The organism is Alteromonas sp. ABV4_515 (genome assembly GCF_056160345.1).
Map to the genome: position 1 here is coordinate 531,701 of NZ_JBSWWZ010000002.1, position 21,519 is coordinate 553,219.

At 47.7% G+C, this 21,519-nt stretch carries 18 protein-coding genes; 11 read left to right on the forward strand and 7 right to left on the reverse strand.

Translation table 11 applies throughout. The annotated features are described in order from the left end of the window. The first annotated feature begins 194 nt into the window (after nucleotides 1–194). The 3 genes from ACXAGX_RS06650 to ACXAGX_RS06660 all read left to right on the forward strand — a co-directional run bounded on the left by ACXAGX_RS06650 (nucleotide 195) and on the right by ACXAGX_RS06660 (nucleotide 2,900). Nucleotides 195–926 carry a class I SAM-dependent methyltransferase gene (locus ACXAGX_RS06650; RefSeq protein WP_474837360.1) on the forward strand — a complete coding sequence of 244 codons (732 nt, stop codon included), beginning with the start codon at nucleotides 195–197 and terminating at the stop codon, nucleotides 924–926. A 37-nt stretch (nucleotides 927–963) separates the two neighbouring features. Continuing rightward, the gene (gene upp, locus ACXAGX_RS06655) at nucleotides 964–1,593 is read left to right on the forward strand and encodes a uracil phosphoribosyltransferase (RefSeq protein ID WP_474824318.1); all 630 of its coding nucleotides are present in this window, start codon (nucleotides 964–966) and stop codon (nucleotides 1,591–1,593) included. Nucleotides 1,594–1,871: 278 nt separating this feature from the next. Then, nucleotides 1,872–2,900: a LacI family DNA-binding transcriptional regulator gene (locus ACXAGX_RS06660; protein WP_474837362.1), complete on the forward strand. Its 1,029-nt coding sequence runs from the start codon at nucleotides 1,872–1,874 to the stop codon at nucleotides 2,898–2,900. A gap of 59 nt (nucleotides 2,901–2,959) precedes the next feature. Here the strand turns inward: ACXAGX_RS06660 and ACXAGX_RS06665 are convergent, their stop codons facing one another. The 5 genes from ACXAGX_RS06665 to ACXAGX_RS06685 all read right to left on the reverse strand — a co-directional run bounded on the left by ACXAGX_RS06665 (nucleotide 2,960) and on the right by ACXAGX_RS06685 (nucleotide 9,903). Continuing rightward, nucleotides 2,960–3,106, reverse strand: a complete 147-nt coding sequence (locus ACXAGX_RS06665) for a hypothetical protein (protein ID WP_474837364.1) — start codon at nucleotides 3,104–3,106, stop codon at nucleotides 2,960–2,962. 114 nt (nucleotides 3,107–3,220) lie between these two features. Further along, a complete protein-coding gene (locus ACXAGX_RS06670) occupies nucleotides 3,221–4,810 on the reverse strand; it encodes a serine hydrolase (RefSeq protein WP_474837366.1) in 1,590 nt (529 codons plus the stop codon). Nucleotides 4,811–4,851: 41 nt separating this feature from the next. After that, nucleotides 4,852–5,442 carry a thymidine kinase gene (locus tag ACXAGX_RS06675; protein ID WP_474837368.1) on the reverse strand — a complete coding sequence of 197 codons (591 nt, stop codon included), beginning with the start codon at nucleotides 5,440–5,442 and terminating at the stop codon, nucleotides 4,852–4,854. Nucleotides 5,443–5,448: 6 nt separating this feature from the next. Beyond that, a complete protein-coding gene (locus ACXAGX_RS06680) occupies nucleotides 5,449–7,461 on the reverse strand; it encodes a putative bifunctional diguanylate cyclase/phosphodiesterase (RefSeq protein ID WP_474824329.1) in 2,013 nt (670 codons plus the stop codon). Between the two features lie 198 nt (nucleotides 7,462–7,659). Then, a complete protein-coding gene (locus tag ACXAGX_RS06685; RefSeq protein ID WP_474837370.1) occupies nucleotides 7,660–9,903 on the reverse strand; it encodes an acyl-CoA dehydrogenase in 2,244 nt (747 codons plus the stop codon). Nucleotides 9,904–10,177: 274 nt separating this feature from the next. Here ACXAGX_RS06685 and ACXAGX_RS06690 point away from each other — a divergent pair, with 274 nt between their 5' ends. The 7 genes from ACXAGX_RS06690 to ACXAGX_RS06720 all read left to right on the forward strand — a co-directional run bounded on the left by ACXAGX_RS06690 (nucleotide 10,178) and on the right by ACXAGX_RS06720 (nucleotide 17,214). Further along, on the forward strand, nucleotides 10,178–12,484 hold the full coding sequence (locus ACXAGX_RS06690; RefSeq protein WP_474837372.1) for an efflux RND transporter permease subunit: 2,307 nt from the start codon (nucleotides 10,178–10,180) through the stop codon (nucleotides 12,482–12,484). Beyond that, nucleotides 12,481–13,278 (forward strand): outer membrane lipoprotein-sorting protein, encoded by a 798-nt coding sequence (locus tag ACXAGX_RS06695; RefSeq protein ID WP_474824335.1) that lies wholly within the window; start codon nucleotides 12,481–12,483, stop codon nucleotides 13,276–13,278. Before ACXAGX_RS06690 ends, ACXAGX_RS06695 begins: the two co-directional genes overlap by 4 nt. Further along, a complete protein-coding gene (locus ACXAGX_RS06700; RefSeq protein WP_474837374.1) occupies nucleotides 13,247–14,482 on the forward strand; it encodes a hypothetical protein in 1,236 nt (411 codons plus the stop codon). The genes ACXAGX_RS06695 and ACXAGX_RS06700 overlap by 32 nt, the downstream gene beginning before the upstream one ends. Nucleotides 14,483–14,500: 18 nt before the next feature. After that, entirely contained in the window at nucleotides 14,501–15,058 is a 558-nt protein-coding gene (locus tag ACXAGX_RS06705) for an outer membrane beta-barrel protein (RefSeq protein WP_474837376.1), read from the forward strand. Between the two features lie 92 nt (nucleotides 15,059–15,150). Further along, entirely contained in the window at nucleotides 15,151–15,408 is a 258-nt protein-coding gene (locus ACXAGX_RS06710) for a DUF3081 family protein (RefSeq protein ID WP_070125657.1), read from the forward strand. A 141-nt stretch (nucleotides 15,409–15,549) separates the two neighbouring features. Next, nucleotides 15,550–16,479 (forward strand): LpxL/LpxP family Kdo(2)-lipid IV(A) lauroyl/palmitoleoyl acyltransferase, encoded by a 930-nt coding sequence (gene lpxL / locus ACXAGX_RS06715; protein WP_474824341.1) that lies wholly within the window; start codon nucleotides 15,550–15,552, stop codon nucleotides 16,477–16,479. Between the two features lie 120 nt (nucleotides 16,480–16,599). Beyond that, nucleotides 16,600–17,214, forward strand: coding sequence for a TcpQ domain-containing protein (locus ACXAGX_RS06720; protein ID WP_474824343.1), 615 nt, complete (start codon nucleotides 16,600–16,602; stop codon nucleotides 17,212–17,214). A gap of 11 nt (nucleotides 17,215–17,225) precedes the next feature. On the opposite strand, the gene glnE is transcribed toward ACXAGX_RS06720, so the two are convergent. After that, the gene (gene glnE, locus ACXAGX_RS06725; protein WP_474837378.1) at nucleotides 17,226–20,108 is read right to left on the reverse strand and encodes a bifunctional [glutamate--ammonia ligase]-adenylyl-L-tyrosine phosphorylase/[glutamate--ammonia-ligase] adenylyltransferase; all 2,883 of its coding nucleotides are present in this window, start codon (nucleotides 20,106–20,108) and stop codon (nucleotides 17,226–17,228) included. 106 nt (nucleotides 20,109–20,214) lie between these two features. Between glnE and ACXAGX_RS06730 the strand changes: the two genes are divergently transcribed. Further along, nucleotides 20,215–21,135 (forward strand): DUF350 domain-containing protein, encoded by a 921-nt coding sequence (locus tag ACXAGX_RS06730; protein ID WP_474837380.1) that lies wholly within the window; start codon nucleotides 20,215–20,217, stop codon nucleotides 21,133–21,135. A gap of 25 nt (nucleotides 21,136–21,160) precedes the next feature. Here ACXAGX_RS06730 and ACXAGX_RS06735 read toward each other — a convergent pair whose 3' ends face one another. Further along, nucleotides 21,161–21,511 (reverse strand): GIY-YIG nuclease family protein, encoded by a 351-nt coding sequence (locus tag ACXAGX_RS06735; protein ID WP_474837382.1) that lies wholly within the window; start codon nucleotides 21,509–21,511, stop codon nucleotides 21,161–21,163. Between the last annotated feature and the right edge of the window lie 8 nt (nucleotides 21,512–21,519).

Consider the following 21,519-nt stretch of genomic DNA (forward strand, 5'->3'; position numbering starts at 1 on the left):
AAAGGTTTAACGACGTACCGGCTAAAGGCGGCGGTAAAGTAATTCCAGTACACCCAGACAGTGGGAATCAAAATACCAGACGAAACGGTGGTCTTATAAGTTTTTTGCTATTTTATCTGTCACTGAACTGTGTAAACTTAGAAGGCGTATCAATAGCTGACTGTTTTCTCGTCTTTTACCTCTACAGGAATGCAATGGAACGCCTCACACTGTTAGAAAATACCAAACAGGAAACCCGGCTTATTGAGCAACACATCCGCAATGTTGCAGAACAAGCCAACGGTAAACTTATTATTCTGGAAGCGGGATGCGGACAGAAATGGCCGCTTAAGCTGGAAGGGATAGACCGGTTCATTACCGGTGTAGACATCGACGAAGCGGCGTTGGCGCTACGAAAAGCTAAACACAATGATTTGCATGAAATTTTGATAGGCGATTTGCGCGCTCTGGACTTACCTGCCCAACACTTCGATGTGATATACACGTCATATGTGCTTGAACATATTGAGAACATCAATAAAGTGCTGACGAATTTTACCTTATGGCTAAAACCCGGAGGCCTGATCGTCATCAAAGTACCTGATCGATACACCGTGTATGGTTTCCTGGCACGCATGACCCCGCATTGGTTACATGTAAGCTATTACCGGTTTATCAAAGGGAAAACCCAGGCCGGTAAACCGGGTCATGCTCCGTATCCCATTGTGTACGACCCCCAATTATCCCGCGGCGGTATTAAAGCCTTTTGTGATGCAAACGGCCTGCAACTAAGTATGGAAATGGGGAAAAATAATTATCTTCGTAAGCGCTCAAAGAAAGACAAAGTTGTTGGCTTCTTCGCCAGAATACTCAGCGCGTTATCGATGGGGAAATTGGCCTGGCGCTATAATGATGTTATTTTCATTATTCAAAAACCAGTCAGCTAAATAGCAGGCAACTAGGCAAGTTACAGAGGAATTCATCGTGGCTGTCCATGAAATTAAACATCCGCTTATTCAACACAAAATCGGTCTGATGCGGGAATCCAGCATTTCCAGCAAAGATTTCCGTGAACTGGCATCTGAAGTGGGTAATTTGCTTACCTACGAAGCTACCCGGGAACTGCCAACTGAGACTGCTGAGATTAAAGGCTGGAGTGGTGATACGCTGTCAGTGCAGCAAATAAAGGGCAAGAAAATTACCGTTGTACCCATTTTACGTGCCGGGCTAGGTATGCTGGATGGTGTATTGCAACTTATCCCTAACGCCAAAATTAGTGTAGTTGGGCTATATCGTGACGAAGAAACGTTAGAGCCGGTTCCCTATTTTGATAAAGTGGTAAAGGATATCGATATTCGTACTGCACTGATTGTAGACCCTATGCTGGCTACCGGCGGCACGCTCATCGCGACAATCGATTTGTTAAAACAAAAAGGTTGTGAGCAAATTATGGGGCTGTTTTTGGTGGCCGCGCCAGAAGGTATCGAGGCGGTACAACACGCGCACCCAGATGTAGACATTTTCACGGCATCCATTGACGAACGCTTGAACGAGCAGGGCTATATTTTGCCGGGGCTGGGCGATGCTGGCGACAGAATTTTCGGCACGCGCTAAGCTGTTCTCTCGCTGCACCTAAAATTTTTAGTAAGCCGGATATCTGACACAAAAAACGGCTTTTTGAAAATTTTAGCTTTCTCTTAAACACTACTTCAGCCCGTAAGAACTTGCTAACACTGTGTAAGTGGCAAAATAAGATCGTCATGCCCGCAATCTCTGTGCTAATATTTTAAAAAAATGTTAATCGTTTAAGTTTGCCCATGCGGATCGCTGCTGTTAGGAAGTACGTCCTGACGTAACTCTGTTTGGCTGCCTGTTGTGAGCGAAGTCGCGGTATGAAAAAAGTAAAACTCACTCTTAAAGACGTGGCCGAAAAACTCGGTGTTTCCACGGCAACCATTTCCAATGCGTTTAATCGGCCAGATCAGCTTTCTGCTACCCGGCGTGATGCGATTTTGAAAGCGTGTAAGGAAATCGGTTATAGCGGTCCAAACAAAGCGGCACAAATTCTTCGTAAAGGTCACTCTAATATTGTGGCAGTGGTGCTGGCAGATAACATCGGATACATGGTCAGTGACCCGGTGGCAAGCACCTTCATTCGAGGCGTGTCGTCGGTGTTACAGGAAGCGGGTAAGCACTTGTTGCTTTATGCTGGTAATGCTACCACGATTCTGGATGTCGCCGATTTTGTCGATGGATTCATTTGTTACGGTGCACCGCAGAATACGAAGTTAGGTGATGAACTTAAACAACAGAGTAAACCTGTTGTTACCGTAGACTTTAACTTAGAAGGTTGCCCTTCGGTAAATATCGATAATGAAGAAGCTGCCTATCAAATGGCGTTATCTGCAATCGAAGAAGGTGACAGCGTCGCAATTTTAGGCCTGAAACTTATCGATTCTCCTAGTACATGCCGTATTTACGACAGCCCATTACTTGATGCAGAAACTGCTATCTCCCATCGTCGACTCGACGGTTACATACGGGCAATTCAAGATCGCAATGCAAAAATCAGTAACGACTGGATATGGCATCTTCCTGAGAGTGGGGGGAATTTCGCTCGCCAGGCTGCAAAAGAAGCATTAAGTACCACAGATAGACCGCGCACCATTCTTTGTATGAGTGACATTATCGCTATCGAGCTTTTGCAATGTGCGTTGGGCATGGGCATTGATGTGCCAGGCGAACTAAAAATCACTGGTTTTGATGGTATTGATGAAGCGGCTCGTACCCGTCCGCAACTTTCGACCGTGTGCCAGTCGAGTATTGAAAAGGGTCAGGTTGCAGCGCGATTGTTGCTAGCCGGAGACGACGCCAAATCCGAAGTACTGAGCTTCGAGTTATTAAGCGGTGAGACGATTTAACTCACCTTACCGCTCACCGCGAATTGGATTTACTCGTGCTGGGCTGATAATAGGCCGAATTACTTGCCAGCTTGTTGAGACTGCGGATTAGGTTTACAAGCCACACAAACCTGATCACCATAATAGTTATTTTGATAATTGCAGGTTACTGCTACGCCATTATCGGATTGTTGCTTCTTTACCAATTTTTGAATCATTTTAGCCATTTGTCTGCTCCTCGTTAAGTTGAGTACAGATTATTAGATTGTATTGATGAATTAAAATCTTATTTATTAATCGTTATAATCGATTTTTAAAGATCTTAAAGCACAATCTCAAACTCACTCACGTAGCGACTTAGTAAAGTGCATATCACGCCACTCGTGATTGTTGCTTTCACGCTCGCTAAACGGGTGTAGCGTAAACCCCGTTACTTGGTGAGCGCCATTTACCTCGTAGCGTATAAACGCATCGCTGGCGGCATTCTGGTTGTCCCACCGAATCACCCAGGTATGCCCTTCAAACGGTTCAAGGGTACCTGCGAGGGTAGGCATCTTTTCAGACTGAATACGCAGACCGTGGCGACTTTCAGAAATAGTCAGGGCGCCAAACCACGCATCTTCGAACACACCACTATACGCATCTGCTTCAAGTAGCATGTCGCCATTGCCCCGGGGCACGGTGTGACGGGCCAGGTATTTCTGCTCCTGCTTGTCCTGATAGGTTTGATAGTTGGCAATCCAATCTTGTTTGTCGCCGGTATCTGGCATATAGGCTTTTAGAATTGTTTGCATGATACTGCCTCGGGCACCGTAGTTTGACCCGTTGTTCAACAGCACCACCCCTAACTTTAGTTCTGGCACAAAAGCCACGTAAGCCTGATAGCCAGACAAGGTGCCAGTGTGAGATATCACCTGGTGCCCATATACATCAATTAACCGCCAGCCTAAGCCATAAGCTTTGAAATGGGTGTTGTCCCACGCTTCATCGGTTTCGTCGATGGAAAGTAGGGTCTGCGCGGTAAGCATCGTGTTGTAAGCAGACTCAGACAGTAAAGCATCGCCGGAGGGCAGCTTCCCGCCATCTAGCCACATCTGTAACCATTTGAGCATGCTACTGGCATTGCAACTCACACCACCCGCTGCAGCAGACACAATGCCTTGACGGGCAATTTGATTGCGAGGAATTTGATAAATGCCACGTTCATCATTGTGGCCATAACTAATCGCGCGATTTTCCAGTACGTGCTCTGGTACGTCGCCCCCGAAACATTCCATGTCGAGGGGAGAAAAAATACTTTCCTGTAAGCGCGTTTCCCAGCTTGTCTTAGTTAGCTTGCTAACCATTTCTCCGGCCGTGATGTACATTACGTTGGAATAGGAATAGTGACGGCGAAAGCTGTAGCCCGGCGTGAGGTAACGTAGGTTGTGAATGATATCTGCGCGACTAAATCCACTAGGCTCAGGCCACAACATGCTGTCACCGGCTCCCGACACCAGGCCGCTGCGATGGGTAAGCAAATCTGTCACGTCCATTTCCCGGGTTACCCACGGATCTTGCATCTGAAATTCAGGCAGTACATCGGTTACTGGCGTATGCCAGTCCAGTTTTTCCTCATCAACTAACTGCGCCACAGTCGCAGCGGTAAATGCTTTGCTGGTGGAGGCAAGGCGAAACCAGGTGTCAGGTGTTACTGGCAACTGATTTTTTACATCTCGCAAACCATGTCCGGCAAGATACACGGTTTTACCATCGTGAATAATGCCAACACTCATTCCCGGGGTGTAAAACTGCTTGAGCGACTTATCGATGGTGGCTGGCAGGTCGCTTAGTTGCGGAGGAAGCTGATTCACTGGCCGGGTGTCTGCAAGCACTGGCAGTGCAAGCATCAGGGCCGCCAGTGAAAAACCGATTGGTAACAGTGTGCGCATGAAATCTTCCTTAATGTTGATTGAGGTGATGCAGAAGGTGATTAGTCTCGTGGCTTATCCCAAACCAGTTGCTTAAAATGTTTACGGCACATAGATTCATACCTGTCGTTACCGCCTATTTCAACCTGATTCCCGCCGGTTACGGGTTGCCCTTGTTCATCCATTCGCACCACAAAGGTCGCTTTACGCCCACAATGGCAAACCGTTTTCAGTTCGGTGAATTTATCTGACCAAGCCAGCAGGTAATGACTGCCTTCAAAGGTTTCCCCGAGAAAATCGGTACGCAGGCCGTAGGCAAGCACAGGAATATCCAGCTCATCAACAATTTCAACCAGTTGCTTAACCTGGGTTTTAGTCAGAAACTGAGCTTCATCAATAAACACACAATCCAGCGGTTGGGTGCGGTGGGCCTTAAACACGGCTTTGAATAAATTGTCTTCTGGTGCGTAGAGTGCCGCATCGGCTTGTAAGCCAATACGCGATGTGACTTGCCCCACGTCATAGCGATCATCGATTGCTGCGGTGAAGATCATCACGTGCATGCCGCGCTCACGGTAGTTATATGCAGATTGAAGCAGTGAAGTTGACTTCCCCGCGTTCATGGCGGAGTAGTAGAAATATAGCTGGGCCATAATTTATTATTTTTCTGTGTCGAACCAGCGACCAAGGGACTCTTCCCGCTCGGGCCTGGCGTAGTAATATCCTTGCAGACAGTCTACACCCATCGCTTTGAGCCTTGTAGCTTGATTTTCGGTTTCCACACCTTCAGCAATGGTTTTGCAGCCAAATTCACCGGCAATCAACAGGGTCGCACGTATGATGGGCTCACCAGTGGAATCCAGGTTGTTAATAAATGAACGGTCAATTTTTATATGATCAAAATGCAGTAACTGTAGCTGGCTGAGCGACGAGAAACCGGTACCGAAATCATCGATAGATACAGCAACCTGCCGGGATTTAATCGCGTTAACTTGTTCAGAGAGCTTCTGTTTATTGTCTGCAAAAACCGATTCGGTCACTTCCAGGTGCAGGCGTTCGGGGGCCAGCCCGCTGGTGGCCAGTACTTTATCTAGTTGCTCGACAAAGCTGTCTTCCATGAGTTGAATCACCGACACATTTACCGAAATCGCGACAGATTTATCTACCCAATTGGCTGCATTATTACAGGCGGTAGACAGTACCCACATGCCAATTTCATTAATACGCCCAGAACGTTCTGCAATTGGAATGAAATCCACCGGTGACACGTCTTCACCTTCAAAGTGCCATCGCAGCAAGGCTTCGAACGACCAGACCTTGCCGGTACCTGAGCAGATAAGCGGCTGATAGACTAAATAGAGCTGGTTTTTACTTATGGCATTGCGAAGCCCTTCACGTAAAGTGATTTCTCTGTGTACAGCGTCAAAGATGGTGTCGTTGAATATACCAACGTGGCTGAGTTTGCGGCGTTTCTCATGGTACATGGTGATATCGGCACGTTGAATAAGTTGCCTTTCTTCATCACCGTGGTCGGGGTATACGGCAATGCCGATGGTCGCATCCAGGTTTATCTGGTTTTTCTCAATCGCCATGCCTTGAGCAATGCTACTGCGAATATCCGCCGCGAGTTTCAGTAGCCGGTCTTGCTGGCTAAAAGTGGCCAATACGATAAACTCGTCGCCTCCCCAGCGGGATAACCTGTCTGAAGAGGCAAAGCGGCCGAGCCGGGCTGCAGCAGCCACCAAAACCTGATCACCCACCTGATGGCCCAAGCTGTCATTCACTTGTTTAAAGCCGTCGAGATCAATAAACAACACGGCGAGTTTTGACTGATTCTCTCTGGCTTCCCTGATTTCCTGTCGCAGATGGCGTAAAAAACCTGAACGGTTCGTCAGCGATGTCAGTGGATCTAAATTCGATAACCGCAGTATGTCGTCAGTACGTGATTGTACCTCTACTTCTAACGAGGCATTCAAGGCGTCTAGTTTTTGGTTACTGCTGGTTAGCGCTTTGTTTACGCGCACCACGTCATTGCGCTCTTCTGCCATTTGTTCCACCAGCGCCTGGTTTTGTTCTTTCAGATCGATGGTTTCGAGGAAAAACGCATTGGTTTGACGTGAGGTGCCAAGCATGGTGACATAGAAGGCGATGCCAAGCGCGCCAAGGATAAACAGCTCCTCTCGGGGATCAACCATTGCGGTCACTGAAATCGGTATGAGCAGCAGGGTGCAATAGGTCCATACAAACAGGCGGCTGGCGCCCAAAACTGTTGCCGCGCCTCCCGCGAGAGCTGAAAGCACCACCATGGTAGTGGCGAGCTCCAGAATGGACATTTGCCGAAATAAGCTTACGCTATAGGCCGCCCAGAATAATGCGGTGAAGGTAACGCCCGCTCCAAAACGCAGATAAGCAGGCCAGGGTGACTTGTCTTTCTTTTTAAGCACTTTCATCCAAAATACGGCATCGAAAAAACGCAGCAAAAGTAGACAAACCATCACGAACCAAAACATTTGTTTGGTGTCGGCAGTTTCTGGTGAATCAAAGCCGAAGGTGAGGGCGCTGATCGCCGCGATAGAGATAATCATGCCGTTGAAAGCATTGGAATGGAGCAAGTGGACAACGTCCCGCAGAGTATTATCGTCGCGGTAAGCGGTTTTAAAATATGTGCGCACTACAGCATCCTGAAAGGCTAAAAACTATCGCTTAGTCAGATGTTTGATTCACTCCTGTTGTGACATTGCTAAGTTCCCTGAAAAGCAAAATCGATCATCGCTTAAAGTAGGTATAGTTCAGATTGCCAATAACGCAATAAAAAAAGGTGGCCGAAGCCACCTTTTTACTAAATAAGTTGTACTTAAGACGGTTGTGAATTAAGCCGCATCGCGATCCGCAGTTTCGGTCTCGCCTGTTTCAGCTAATGGCTCAAGGTCGAAATCGAACTCATCTACACGTACTGCCAGTTTGCGCTTTTCGTTGTAGTCATGAAGTGCTTCCGCTTCCTGTGCGTTAATCACGCCACGTTCCTGCAATTTGTTCAGTGCATTTTCAAATGACAAGAATGGCACAACTGGCTCTTTGCGCAGCGCTTTTTGTACTTTACCTAACAGGTGGGCTACGGCGTGTTTAGCTTTAAAGGCTTGCTCATTAATGTCATTGCCGTCTCCGGGCACAACACGTACCAGGTGGGTTAGCTGTGCTTTAATGCTGTCATCTTGCATAGAAGCTAGCGCTAACTTGCTGGCAAGCTTATCGCTAATGCCGCTTACCGAGTTGGTGTACGTGCAAGACAGCAGACGCATCAGACTACGGGTAGCTGTGTTCGGGAAGTTGGCAATGAAATCGACCAACGCCTGTTCTGCTTGTTGCAGTGTCCATTCCATGGCGTATTCAAAATACGGTTGCGCCGCTTTGCGATCTTCAACCCGCTGCTCATAGAAACGAATCGCTGCCATAGCTCCATACAGGTAACTCATTACATCACCTAATCGGGCAGACAGTAACTCAGCCTTTTTCAAATCGCCACCCAGTACTGCCAGAGACAAATCAGCCATAGGAGCCAGTTTCGCTGACATCGCATTCAGACGCTTTTCATACTTTGCCACTTCTGGCAGTGCTGAATCACTGCTACGCAGGAAGGGCAGGTAACTCTTACCTAAACTGCGGAAGGCATTCTTCACGCTGAACGATACGGTTTTCTTCAGTACCCGGTTAAAGTCATGGTCTGCCGCACTGTCATCGCTGTGGATCAGATCGACCATTTCTTTTAAGTAAGGGTGACAGCGCATGGCACCCTGACCGAAGATCATCAGATTACGGGTCAGGATGTTCGCACCTTCAACCGTAATCGCAATCGGCAGCGCATTGTAGCCACCTGCCAGTGTATTCTGCGGACCACGTTGAATCGCTTTACCTGCAAGAATATCCATTGCAGAGTTCATTACGTCACGACCCAACTCAGTCATGTGATATTTTGCAATGGCCGTAACAACGGAAGGTTTCAGGCCCATACCTAAGCCTTCGGTGGTGAGCACGCGCATAGACTCTAGCAGGAACGTTTTTCCGGCAATATCGGCTAACTTGCCCTGGACACCTTCAAACCGACCAATTGGCAGACCAAACTGCTCACGAACGAAACTGTATTCAGCAGACGCTTTCAATGCTGCCTGACCGGTAGCAACACCCATAGCAGGCAGTGAAATACCACGACCAGCACCTAAACAACTCACCAACATCTGCCAGCCGCGACCAATGTTTTTCTGGCCACCGATGATGAAATCCATCGGAATGAAGACATCAGTACCACGGGTTGTACCATTGTAGAAACGTTGACCCATTGGATCATGGCGATTACCAAGCTGTACGCCTGGATGGGTTTTCGGCAACAATGCGCAGGTAATACCCAGCTCCAGCTTGTCACCTAAAAGTTGCTCAGGATCGAACACCTTAAATGCTAAACCAAGCACAGTCGCAATCGGAGCAAGGGTAATGTAACGCTTGTCCCAGCTAACTTTCAGGCCAATCACTTCCTTACCTTCCCACTGACCTTTCGTCACAATGGCTGCGTCAGGAATACCGCCTGCGTCAGAACCAGCCTCTGGGCTGGTTAATGCGAAACACGGAATATCTACACCCTCTGAAAGACGAGGCAAGTAGTAATCCTGTTGCTCTTTTGTACCGTAGTGCATCAGCAGTTCGCCTGGACCTAATGAGTTAGGCACCATCACGGTTACTGCAATTGCGCCACTCTTAGCTGCGATAGTGGCAACAATGGTAGAGTTGGCATAAGGGCTGAATTCCAGACCACCGAATTTCTTTGGGATGATCATGGAGAAGAAACGGTGTTTCTTAAGAAACGCCAGGATCTCATCAGGAATATGTTTGCTGTTTGCCAGTTCAAAATCGTCAATCAGACCCAGCAACTCCTGCACAGGACCGTTAATGAACGCTTCTTCATCGGCACTCAGTTTGGCCTGCGGAATAGCACGCAGGGCCTGCATGTCTGGTTTGCCTTGGTAAATGGAGGCCTCCAACCAAATATCGCCGGCATCCAGCGCTTCCTGTTCGGTTACAGAAATAGGTGGGAGAACTTTTTTAAGGCTTTTTCGAATACTCATCTTTTACTCATCCGCTCATCTGACCAGTTGTATTTTCTAAATATTACACAAACGCTTTCCAAGATCAAACGTAATGTAAGTATTGTGTTAACGTTAACCGCTTAAATGACCACTAGATTGGCTGAGTAATTGATTCGCTGGCGTTTTTTTGAACATTAAAATTTTGTTTGGAAAATATCTTAACTAGTGACTTCCGTATTAGTAGCTATACTTACACTTGGTATGCTTAGCAGATACACTGTGCAAGATTCATGTTTTAAGGACACAAAGCGTTATGCAAAACCTCCCTGCCTGGGCGCGTTGGTGCATGGAAAAACCGAAAACAGTGGTGGTGCTTTTTCTTCTCGCCTGCATTGTGACGGGTTTCGGTACAACTAACCTGTATTTCCGTGGCGATTACAAAGTTTTCTTTGAAGAGAACGATCCGCAGAAACTCGCCTATGAAGAAATGCAAAACGTTTTCAGCAAAAGCGAGAACGTGACGTTTCTTATTCTTCCTAAAAACGAAAATGTTTATCAGCCTGAAACCTTCGAATTACTTTATAAGCTAACCAAAGATGCCTGGCATATACCGCTGTCTATCAGGGTTGAATCGCTATCAAATTATCAGTACACCTATGCTGATGACGAAGGCCTGGTGGTTGAAGATTTAATTAAAAAGGGCCAGTACGATAGGGCCCATATTGATAACGTTAGAAAATCCATTGAGCCGCTGAAAAACGTGCGTGGCCGGCTGATATCCGATAACGATCAGATGGCTGTGATTAACGTTACCATTCAGTTACCCGATGGGGACCAGACGCCGAATATCATGAAAATCGGCGAATTCTCACGGCAACTAAAAGCAAAGTACGAAGCCGAATTCCCCGACCACGAAATACACCTTTCGGGCATCGTGAGTATGAACGATGCCTTTGCCCTCACTGCAATGGACGACGCAAGCACGTTAATCCCGCTTATGTTTGTCATTATTGCCGTGATGATCGCCTTACTCACTCGCTCAAAGGCTGCCTCTGCGGTGGTGTTCGCCATCGTTGGCGGTACCATCATTATGACCATGGGGATTGGCGGTTGGTACGGAGTGTTTTTAAGCCCGTCTACGGTAAATGTGCCGACCATGGTAACCACATTGGCTGTCGCTGATTGCCTACACATTATTGTGACCTACCGCCAAAAACTGCAAAAAGGCCTGGCAAAAGAGCAGGCCCTTGCAGAAAGCTTTGTGATTAATTTAAAAGCCATATTGCTCACCAGTATTACCACTGCGGTCGGCTTTTTAATGCTGAACTTTGCCGAAGTGCCTATTTTGTCGCACTTGGGCAACTTAACCGCTCTTGGTGTTGTGCTGGCCTGCATTCTTTCCCTTACGGTACTTCCAGCAATGCTTATGCTTCTGCCTGTGCCAAAGAGTATTGTGGTCGATGAGAATAACGAGAAGGTAGATAAATTGGGCCATTGGGTGATGAATCATCATCGCCGTATCCTGCCTTACTCAGCAATTATCCTCACCGTATCTGTGCTCTTTTGTTTCAATAACCGATTGAATGATGTGGCGGTAGAGTATTTCGATCTGTCTTCCCCGTTTAGACAATCTGTTGAAATACAAAAGAAATACATGGGCGGTATGTCAAATATCGACTTTGCGGTATACACCGACGAGGTGTACGGCATTAACGACCCTGCAGCAATGATTGAGGTTGACGCGCTGGTGAAATGGTTGCGCAGTCAGCCCGAGGTGAAGCACGTGCTGAGTTTTGCCGACATCATCAAGCGGCTAAATATGAACATGCATGGCGATGATCCTGATTATTACAAATTGCCGGAATCGAAAGAACTGGCTGCGCAGTATCTATTGATCTACGAAATGTCACTGCCATACGGCCTCGATTTGAACAATCAGATCGATCTGGATAAGTCTGCAGTGCGTGTCATTGCCGTGCTTGAAAACTTAGGAAGTGATGAATTCACCGAATTTGAGACCAGAACGAAAGACTGGTTTGATAAACTGGCACCACATTTGCGTCTTGAGGCGGCCAGTCCTGCACTCATGTTTGCGCACATCGGTGCACGCAACATGGAAAGTATGGTGTGGGGCTCGCTAGCAGCGCTGGTCGTGATCTCGCTGCTAATTACGCTTGCACTGCGTTCCTGGCGACTTGGCTTGGTCAGTTTGATCGCTAACTTAATGCCTGCCGGTGTGGGTTTTGGCATTTGGGGCATGATGTCAGGTGAAATTAACATGGCATTGTCAGTGGAGCTGAGTATGACCATGGGGATCATTGTGGATGATTCGGTGCATTTTCTACTGAAATACCAGGCTGCCCGGAAAGACAACATGAGCGTGAAAGACTCAGTGAACTATGCTTTCCATACTGTGGGTAGAGCAATGATTACCACCACAGTGGTACTGGCAGCCGGCTTCAGTGTTTTGATGTTGTCTGATTTTAGACTGAACTCAGACATGGGGCTTATGACAACAATCATTTTCATTGCAGCATTACTAATAGATTTACTGTTCCTACCGTCATTTTTAATGTGGTTGGACAAAGATAAAAAAAGCAAGGCGACGGAGGCAATATGACACAGTTACGCAAACTTTCTTTTGCGGCACTGGCAGTGACAGCAATGCTGTCAGTACCGGTAATAGCAGATGAAGCATCGGAAAAAGAAGGGCTTCGCATCGCACAAGCAAGGAAAGAGGTAAACCGTGGTTGGGATAATACTGTAGCGAGTATTACTATGACCTTACGTAACGCACAAGGACAAGAAGCCACCCGGGAGATGCGGGTGAAAACACTCGAAGTGCCCACCGATGGCGACAAGGCCTTAACCATTTTTGATTCGCCAAGAGATATCAGCGGCACGGCGTTTTTAAGCTTCAGTCACGTTAGTGAAGCCGATGAGCAATGGATTTACCTACCGGGTCCAAAAATGGTACGCCGTATTTCCACTAGCAATAAGTCTGGCCCGTTCTTAGGCAGCGAATATGCCTTCGAAGACATGACCTCTTTTGAAGTACCGAAATACACTTACGACTATATTGGTGATGAGAAATTCGAAGGCGATGACGTGTATGTCATTGAGCAAGTGCCTGTGGATGAATTTTCAGGGTATTCCAAGCAACGCTTGTGGATCGACAAAACCCATTATCGCCCCCGCAAAGTCTTGTTTTTCGACCGCAAAGGTGATGAGCTGAAAGAACTGGAATTCAGAGATTACCGTTTATTCAAAGATGAGTTCTGGCGTCCGATGGAGAGTTTTATGTACAATCTCCAAACAAACAAATCGACAAAGCTGGTTACACACGACCTGCAATTTGGAACGGAATTAGAGGAATCGGACTTTGACAGTAAGAGTTTACGCAGGGCGAGATAACATGAAGAAGCGATTGTCGCTTATCGCTCTGGCGATGGGTTTTTCAGGCAGTGCGCTGGCTGATTTTAAAGATATCAGTATCAGTGGCTCTGCAGGCGTGGAAAATCGCTACTACATTCAAGACGCGGCTTACACCGGGCAGCCGCGCTCTCAAGCGTCGGTATTTCTGGAACCAGAAATGTATACCGAATGGAATGACCGCGTTGATAGTATTCTGTTCAAACCGTTTGTTCGTTTAGATCAACAAGACTCAAACCGTACTCACGTAGATTTACGGGAGCTGATGTGGCTGCACGCGGCAGACAACTGGGAAACCCGCGTGGGTGTAAGTAAGGTGTTTTGGGGACAAACCGAATCGGTGCATTTGGTGGATATTATCAACCAGACCGATGCGGTAGAAAACATCGACGGTGAGGATAAGCTGGGTCAGCCTATGATTAACCTCAACGTATTTGGTGATTACGGCACCATCTCTGGTTTTATTCTGCCCTACTTTCGCGAACGTACTTTCCCGGGTGAAGAGGGGCGTTTAAGACCGCCTCTGCCTATTGAAGAAGATAACGCCCTGTATGAGTCTGACGATGAGCAAAATCATGTTGATTTTGCCTTACGTTGGCAGCGCTCGCTGGGAGATTGGGAGATCGGCCTTAGCTATTTCGACGGAACCACCCGAGAGCCGGAACTCCTTGCTGAAACCGCCGGTGAGGGCATTACCGCGATTCGCCCGTATTACGCGCAAATACAGCAATATGGAGTAGACCTGTTGAAAGTGCAGGGCAGCTGGTTGCTGAAATTTGAGAGTATTTATCGTACCGGTCAAAGTGAAGATTTTTTTGCCGCTGTGGGTGGCTTCGAGCGTACTTTTGTTGGCGTATTCGATACCAGTTATGATCTGGGCTTCCTAATGGAATATCAGTTCGACGAGCGAGAAGATAATTTCTTCGCCGTGGCGCAAAACGATATCATGGCGGGTTTACGCTGGGTATGGAATGACATCGACGGCACTGAGGTACTCACTGGCTACATCCAGGATCTGGATAATACCGACACCTACAGTGCTTTTGTTGAAGCATCGAGCCGGATGACAGACAACTGGCGCTGGAAGGTGGATGCGTACTTCTTCTCTTCTGATCAAACCGACGACACCTTCTATTATTTCCGTCGTGACGATCATGTACAGGTTGCCCTCGAATATTATTTTTAAACGTTGGAATAAAACAACATGAAAAAAGGACTTCTTGCCGTTTTACTCACTGGTGTAGTTAGCCTAAATGTGAATGCCACAGAGCGCATGTACGGCGTGGCATCAGCAGGTTATGCTGACGCCGATTTCGATGTAACAAGTAACGATGGTGTGGCTTATAGCCTGGCGTTGGGTCATCAATTCAGCAGCAAATGGTATGTGGAAGGCGGCTATCTTAATCTGGTCGATGAAGATAGCGGCACCGATGCGTTGAAAGCCCAGGGCCTATACCTTGCGGTACTGGGGAAAGCTGGCGGTCGATTAGGCGAGCTGTACTACAAACTTGGTGTGATGAATGCCGATGTACAGGGTTTCCAGACTGCCGAAGGTAATGACTGCGTTGCCACTGATTTAGCCACCGCGCCGGTGGGCATGTGCGCTTATGATGATGGTATTGTGGCGGGCATGGTCGGGCTGGGCTTCGACTATCACATTGGTTTAAACAGCATGCTGAGAATGGAAGCGTTGTACGTACGTGGTGAAGAGGACTTCGACGCAACCGTGCTGAGCATTGGTTACCGCTACAACTTCAACTAATTGCCCTATTAAAAAAGCTTCGTACTCATCAAAGTAATCCATCAGCTTGTGTCGCCGTATAAACAAGTATCATAAGTTGATGGATTACTACGATGAAAAACGAATTAGACAGCAAGTTTCTGCTTAAGGTTTTCGATAAGATTCGCCAGCACGGCAAAAAAGACGGCGAGAAATACCAGCTCAACGGTATTACCGCGTTTACCGACCTTGAGGGTTATAACGTGTTTGTGGAAGACGCCAAAACCAAACTGCAGTTTGGCTTTCACAACCAATACCACTTCGATTATCCCAACCAGGATGCCTTCGACCAATTTGAAAAGAAACTCAAGCAAATCGACAAGGAATATTAGCCGACGGGAAATGTCAGGCGTGCCTTTTCATTCGCAATCATTCACTGATCCGAGTTTTTCTACTTTCCTTCGCCCGCTGGTAGGCTAGCGGGCGACAAATGAGTACAATGTGCTCCGGTTTATTTTTCGGAAATATTGTTCTTGGCTGCTGCAATCAAACCCCCTGTTTTCAAAATCGCATATCTTGGCCCAAAATATTGGGGCGTATGGATTGGCGCGGGTTTACTTTATCTTTTGCTCTGGTTACCGCTGCCGGTTATTCGTGTTCTTGGTGCTGGAGCAGGGCGACTCATTGCCCGTATCGTGCCGAAACGCGTTGCAGTGGCCCGTCGTAATCTAGAATTAACGTATCCCCATATCAGCGAATCGGAGCGTGAAAGCCTGCTAAAAGACAATATTCGTTGCACTGGTATGGCGCTGTTCGAAACGGGGATGGGCTGGTGGTGGCCAGCATGGCGAGTGAAAAAGCATTTCCATGTAGAGGGCTATGAACATGTAGAGGCCGCGCTGGCTGCGGGCAAGGGCGTGTTTGGCATGGCGCTGCATAACATGAACCTTGAAATTGCCTGTCGCGGTTTGGGGTACACCCATCCTGCTATCGCATTTTACCGTAAGCACGATAATCCGCTGATGGATTACCTGCAATACCACGGTCGCGCCCGTTCAAATAAATACATGATTCACAAACGTAACGCCAAAGCCTTACTTGCGGCACTGGGTGAACAGGAATTGTGTCTGTATCTGCCCGATCAAGATTATGGTCGTGCACAAAGTATTTTTGTCCCGTTCGGTGGCGTCGCTGAAACAGCCACGACAACAGCAACGCTAATGTTTGTTCGCCGTACAGATGCGGTACCTATGATTATCACGTCTCAATACACAAAAACGGGTTACAAAGTAAAAATCTATCCGCCTCTCGAAGCACTACGTGAACTCGATGATGTTCCAGCGCTCACCCTGCTGAATGAGCACATCGAAACCATTGTCTCTGAACAGCCGGAAAGTTACCTGTGGATGCACAAAAGGTTTAAGACCCGTCCTACTGAAGACACTCCTTCGCTTTATAATTAAATATGCTGCCCGCTTTACATCGGTGTTGCAGAACCTAAAATTAAACTATGATAGTTTGAAATATCTCTTTCGCTTGCTCGCCGCTGCGGGCAAGCCAAAAAAAAGTAGTACGGATGAGCTATGGCGAAGCAACCTCAGTCTGATGCCGCTTTCTGGGCAAAACACCTTGGCGTAGCCATTGCTGTGCTGATTGTCGCAGGCATTGTGGTGTATTTTTATCGAAGTAGTGGGGCTGAATCTGCACCTGAAGCGGCCAGCCAGGAAAAATCGATTTCCAGTGGTCTTTCGGAGTTCTATCGAGAATATCGGATGACGAGCACCGATGTTATTGAAGACGAGAGCAGTGACTTTGTACTCGAACTCAATAACAGTGAGGAAAGCCTCGATGCTCAACTTGCTGGCATGTCCAGTGATTTGAAACCTGCCAATAAGCGTTGGGTGGGTGAGCATAAGTTTCGCAGCTTCAAGGCCGGAAATACGCTTAGGGAAGCCATCACCCGCTATGCCGAGCAGGAAGGCATGCAGGTGATTTGGGATTTAGATCAGGATTTTGTGATCAAGTATCAATTTCAGATGAACAATACCATTGTTGGTTCCTTGTCTGATATCGCTAAAGCCGTAAATGCAAACTTTGAAGACGGAGTGGGTACTTACGTTTGTCCTCAACAGCGTTCGCTGGTGGTGACCGAGGAAGAAACCGCGTTTCTGAAAAAGAACTGTTCGGCGGTGAATTAACCGCCGACATGTCAGGTATTTTCCGCGTCACCAAATATTTCTGACCACACTTTTTTCACCTCTGCGCGTAAATCACTCAAATCACTTTGATCAGCAAATCGATGGTCGGCTAAGGTAAGCTGATGATAACGATCCCGCAGTTGTAAGTAGGCGTCCTGCAATTGTTGTGACGTCGAATCTGACAGCAAATTTGCATCTCTTGCTGCATCTATAATACGAAGATTATCTGGATGGCGGGTAAGTGCAGCATTGTTACTGGCATGACCAAGCACTAAAAACTGAGCAATGAACTCAATGTCTGTGATACCACCATTACATTGCTTCAAATCGATTCCAGCGTCGGTATCTGACAGCAAATGCTCGCGCATTTTCTGACGCATCTGGCTAACCTCAGCGGCCAATTTGTTCACATCTCTGTGTTGACACAGTATGTCTTTGCGAGCGGCTTCAAAATCGCCCAGCAGGTTACTGTCACCCGTAATGCCGCGGGCTCGCACCAATGCTTGATGTTCCCAAGTCCAGGCATCTTCTTTCTGATATTTAATAAACCCTTGGAGGTGACAACTGAGCAACCCGGAATTGCCCGACGGGCGCAGGCGAAGATCGGTTTCATAAAGTTGACCAAACAGGGTTTTAGTACTGAGCAAGTGCATCATGCGTTGCGACAATTTGATGTAAAACTGATTGGCATCGAGTTGGCGTTTACCGTTGGTGTAACTGTCTCGCGGGGCGTTATGAATAAATACCATATCGAGATCAGAGCCGTAACCCAATTCGTAGCCGCCGAGTTTGCCGTAGCCAATTATCGCAAATCCGTATTCATCGTCCTGCAGATGTGCCGGTTTGCCATATTTATCCGTGGTATGTTGCCACGCGCTGGCAAGAACGTTTTCTAGCATGACCTCTGCCAATGCGGTCAGTTTGTCACTCACGCTGGCGATAGGCAACGAGCCACTGATATCACTGGCGGCAATACGGAGCTGCTGGCAAAGCTTAAATTGCCGCCAGGCATCCATGGTCATTTCCACATCTTCCGGCTCGATGCGCATTAGCGACTGTCGCAACTCGTCACGATAGATACTCAAGCTCTGATTGAAATCCGTTTTTTGCTGCTGAAGGTAGAGCGGCGTGAGTAGCTCGTCGAGCAATAGGGGGAAGCGCTGGATTTGGTCCGCTATCCATTGGCTACGGTCACAGAGTTTAAGGAGTTGTTTGAGAACATCCGGGTTCTCCAACAATAAGTCGAGATAGGTAGTTCGGCCGGTTATTGCGCTGATCACCGATAGCGCCCGATCTAATACGACTCGTGCTTTTTGAGGCGCTTGCTCGATAAGCACATAAAGCACTTCCGGCATGAGTTTATTGAGTGTGTCCCGCCCACGCTGCCCCAGTCTCGACTGGCTGAGTTTGTCGCGAAATGCCATAAATCGTGTGTAAATAACATCAGCATCGTCAGGGTGAATAGGCGGACACAGCAGAGCGGAGAATTCAGCAGGACTCAGCGACAGATTCCAGGCATCCTGGCACCGCTTGAATACGCTGTCGTCGGCATCATGGCTGTCTTCACTGTTATCAATAAGGCCACGAAACATGATGTGGACACTGTCACAGACATCAGCCAATTCCTTTAAGAAGGCCTCATAGCCTTCAAAGCCCATCACTTCAGTAACAATGGCCCGACGTATGTCGTCATCAGGCAGCAGCTGAGTTTGTTCGTCATTCATTTGTTGCAGGGTGTGTTCGGCTTTGCGAAGAAACAGATAGTGACGGTAAAGGGCGCTAATATCTTCTTCTGATGCCAGGTTTTTTCCTGCTATGGCTTGTAACGTCTGCTTCAAGCCTTTTACCTGTAATGCCGGTTCGCGTCCGCCGTGGATAAGTTGGAAGCTTTGCGCGAAGAATTCAATCTCCCTGATCCCGCCGGCGCCTAGCTTAATGTTACTGGTTAACTGACGCCGGCGCTGCTCTGAGGCTATCAAGCCTTTCATTTCTCGTAGTGCATCAATAGTGGTGAAATCCAGATACCGTCGGAAAGTAAATGGGCGCAGTATGTTTTCAACGTCCTGTCGATAAGGGGAGGGAGGATTCAGCACCCTGGCCTTGATCATGGCAAAGCGCTCCCAGTGACGGCCTTGCTCTTGATAGTAGTCTTCGAACGCTGCCATGTGCATCACAAGAGGCCCGCTATCGCCAAACGGACGCAAACGCATATCAACACGGTAAACCTGACCATCTGTGGTAATTTTATTGAGTGCGTTAATCAGTTTCTGCGCGAGTTTAATAAAAAACTGTTGGTTTTCGATGGGCTTCTTCGCCCCTTCCGTTTCGCCTTTTTCTGGATAAACAAAAATCAGGTCGATATCTGAGGAAAAATTCAGTTCTTTGCCGCCTAGTTTTCCCATGCCCAGAATCAACATAGGTTGCGCACCGTGTTCGCCCATGGGAACGCCGTAGCGTTGGCAGTGTTGTTGGTACAAGCTGTTGTAGGCGCCTAGAATTAGTGCGTCAGCCAGTGCTGAAACCTGGGTGAGTGAGGTTTCAATGGTTTGCTGATTCAGCATGTCGAGCCAGGTTATTCTGGCCATATGCTGATTGCGGAAAACCCGCAGTGCTTTTGTCAGGCCGGCTTCATCTTGTTCCGCTAGCAACGGCGAGAGCGCATCGCTAAACGCATCTACGGTATCGGCAACAGGTTCCTTTGACAGACATTCAGACAGCAAGGTCGGGTGAGCAAGGCATTGACGGAAAATAAAATCGCTACAGCCCAGAGCAGCTATAATTGTCTCTTCGTGTTCACTGAATTCACTGAGGTGCGGATGTCGTTCGCAAAGGGTTTGCCAGGCTTGTTCACCCTTTTTCTGGATAATCCTGTTTTTTAGTTTTGTCGTAGGCATAATACGCGGGATCATTTATATCGGTATGCGCCGAGTCTGGCATAAGATGCGGATGGTCTCCAGTTCAACAGTTACAACTTTCCTTTTATTTTCGGAGTGATAGTTCATGGATGCGTTGGTTAAGTTAAACCCGGTTCCCCACGATATATGGATATACATGCTGATTGATATTGCTATCGCGCTGGCGCTTTTGATGGTGATGAAGTGGCTGTCTGGTGCTTTTCGCAAACATTCCGTAGTAGAAGAGTTAGGGGTTCAGGATAACTTCGCATTCGGCATTAGCATGGCCGGTGGCATGTTATCACTCTGCATCGTGTTGGCATCTGTTGTAGGGCGTCATGTAGGACAAGGCTACACGGAAGCGGCAATTGGTATGATTACCTTTGGTCTTGTAGGTGTCGTTCTGGTGAAGTTCGGCCGCTTCGCCCATGACAAAATTGTGCTAAACCGACTCGATACCATGGGGCTTATTGAAGATCGCAGCGTCAGTGTGGCATTGGTGGATGCATCCAGTCTCATTGCCAGCGCCATTATTCTGCGTAGTATGATGCTGTGGGTCGATGGCAGTGATATGAACGCGCTGATAGCGATTATCACTGGCTTTACCGTGGTGTTGGCGCTATTAATGATGATGACCCGGCTCTACGAAATCCGCTATGCCAGAGATAATCAAAACGACTCGTTTCAGGGAGCATTGCGAAAAGGTCAGCTTGCACTAGCCGTGGAACATGCCGGTAATTTGCTGGGGATTGCTATGATTGTGTCGTCAGCCAGTCACCTGCTTACCTATAATCCTTCCGGTTACGTGAGCAACATCACCGGCTGGTTGATTACGGGGGCAATCTTGTCATTGGCGCTGTTGGTGTTAGTGACGCTCAGTAAAAAGTTACTCTTGATTGGCCTGGATTATCGCCAGGAAGTCGATCAACAACATAACGTGGGCGTAGCGTGTTTAGAGCTTACGCTGAGCATCGGTATCGCACTGGTGGTAAACGGTATTCTGGCTTTTCTGGACGTTAGCGCTTAACGGCAAGTTCATTGCAGAGGGGCGCTTAGTTATCTTGAAAAAGGTGGGTGCAAACCTCTGCTTCGAAAGGGAATGGCCGTACGCCTTTAATCAGCGCCAGTTTCTGAGACCGCTTTAACTGTTTCAAACTATACTCGCAGCGCATGGCGTCAGATTTACCAGACACTGACGCAATCCATCTGAACTTTATCGGACCTTTACCTTTCAAAGCTCTCGCTCCGCCTTTAATTTCCCCGCGATGTTGTCGAATACGACGTTGCGGGGACGTGGTCACGCCGGTGTAAAGCTGGCCCAGACGATTTTCAACGATGTAGATATACCACTGCGGCGCCGTTGTCTGCTCTTTTGTATCGATGACTGGTATACTCTGCTGCAACTTAAAAG

What these genes read in the sequence shown, in the direction of transcription:
- ACXAGX_RS06685 (WP_474837370.1), bottom strand. Translation starts at nt 9,903, where the DNA reads ATGAGTATTCGAAAAAGCCTTAAAAAAGTTCTCCCACCTATTTCTGTA.
- ACXAGX_RS06705 (WP_474837376.1), top strand. Translation starts at nt 14,501, where the DNA reads ATGAAAAAAGGACTTCTTGCCGTTTTACTCACTGGTGTAGTTAGCCTA.
- glnE (WP_474837378.1), bottom strand. Translation starts at nt 20,108, where the DNA reads ATGCCTACGACAAAACTAAAAAACAGGATTATCCAGAAAAAGGGTGAA.
- ACXAGX_RS06710 (WP_070125657.1), top strand. Translation starts at nt 15,151, where the DNA reads ATGAAAAACGAATTAGACAGCAAGTTTCTGCTTAAGGTTTTCGATAAG.
- ACXAGX_RS06720 (WP_474824343.1), top strand. Translation starts at nt 16,600, where the DNA reads ATGGCGAAGCAACCTCAGTCTGATGCCGCTTTCTGGGCAAAACACCTT.
- ACXAGX_RS06670 (WP_474837366.1), bottom strand. Translation starts at nt 4,810, where the DNA reads ATGCGCACACTGTTACCAATCGGTTTTTCACTGGCGGCCCTGATGCTT.
- ACXAGX_RS06690 (WP_474837372.1), top strand. Translation starts at nt 10,178, where the DNA reads ATGCAAAACCTCCCTGCCTGGGCGCGTTGGTGCATGGAAAAACCGAAA.
- ACXAGX_RS06695 (WP_474824335.1), top strand. Translation starts at nt 12,481, where the DNA reads ATGACACAGTTACGCAAACTTTCTTTTGCGGCACTGGCAGTGACAGCA.
- ACXAGX_RS06650 (WP_474837360.1), top strand. Translation starts at nt 195, where the DNA reads ATGGAACGCCTCACACTGTTAGAAAATACCAAACAGGAAACCCGGCTT.
- ACXAGX_RS06675 (WP_474837368.1), bottom strand. Translation starts at nt 5,442, where the DNA reads ATGGCCCAGCTATATTTCTACTACTCCGCCATGAACGCGGGGAAGTCA.
- ACXAGX_RS06660 (WP_474837362.1), top strand. Translation starts at nt 1,872, where the DNA reads ATGAAAAAAGTAAAACTCACTCTTAAAGACGTGGCCGAAAAACTCGGT.
- ACXAGX_RS06665 (WP_474837364.1), bottom strand. Translation starts at nt 3,106, where the DNA reads ATGGCTAAAATGATTCAAAAATTGGTAAAGAAGCAACAATCCGATAAT.
- ACXAGX_RS06730 (WP_474837380.1), top strand. Translation starts at nt 20,215, where the DNA reads ATGGATGCGTTGGTTAAGTTAAACCCGGTTCCCCACGATATATGGATA.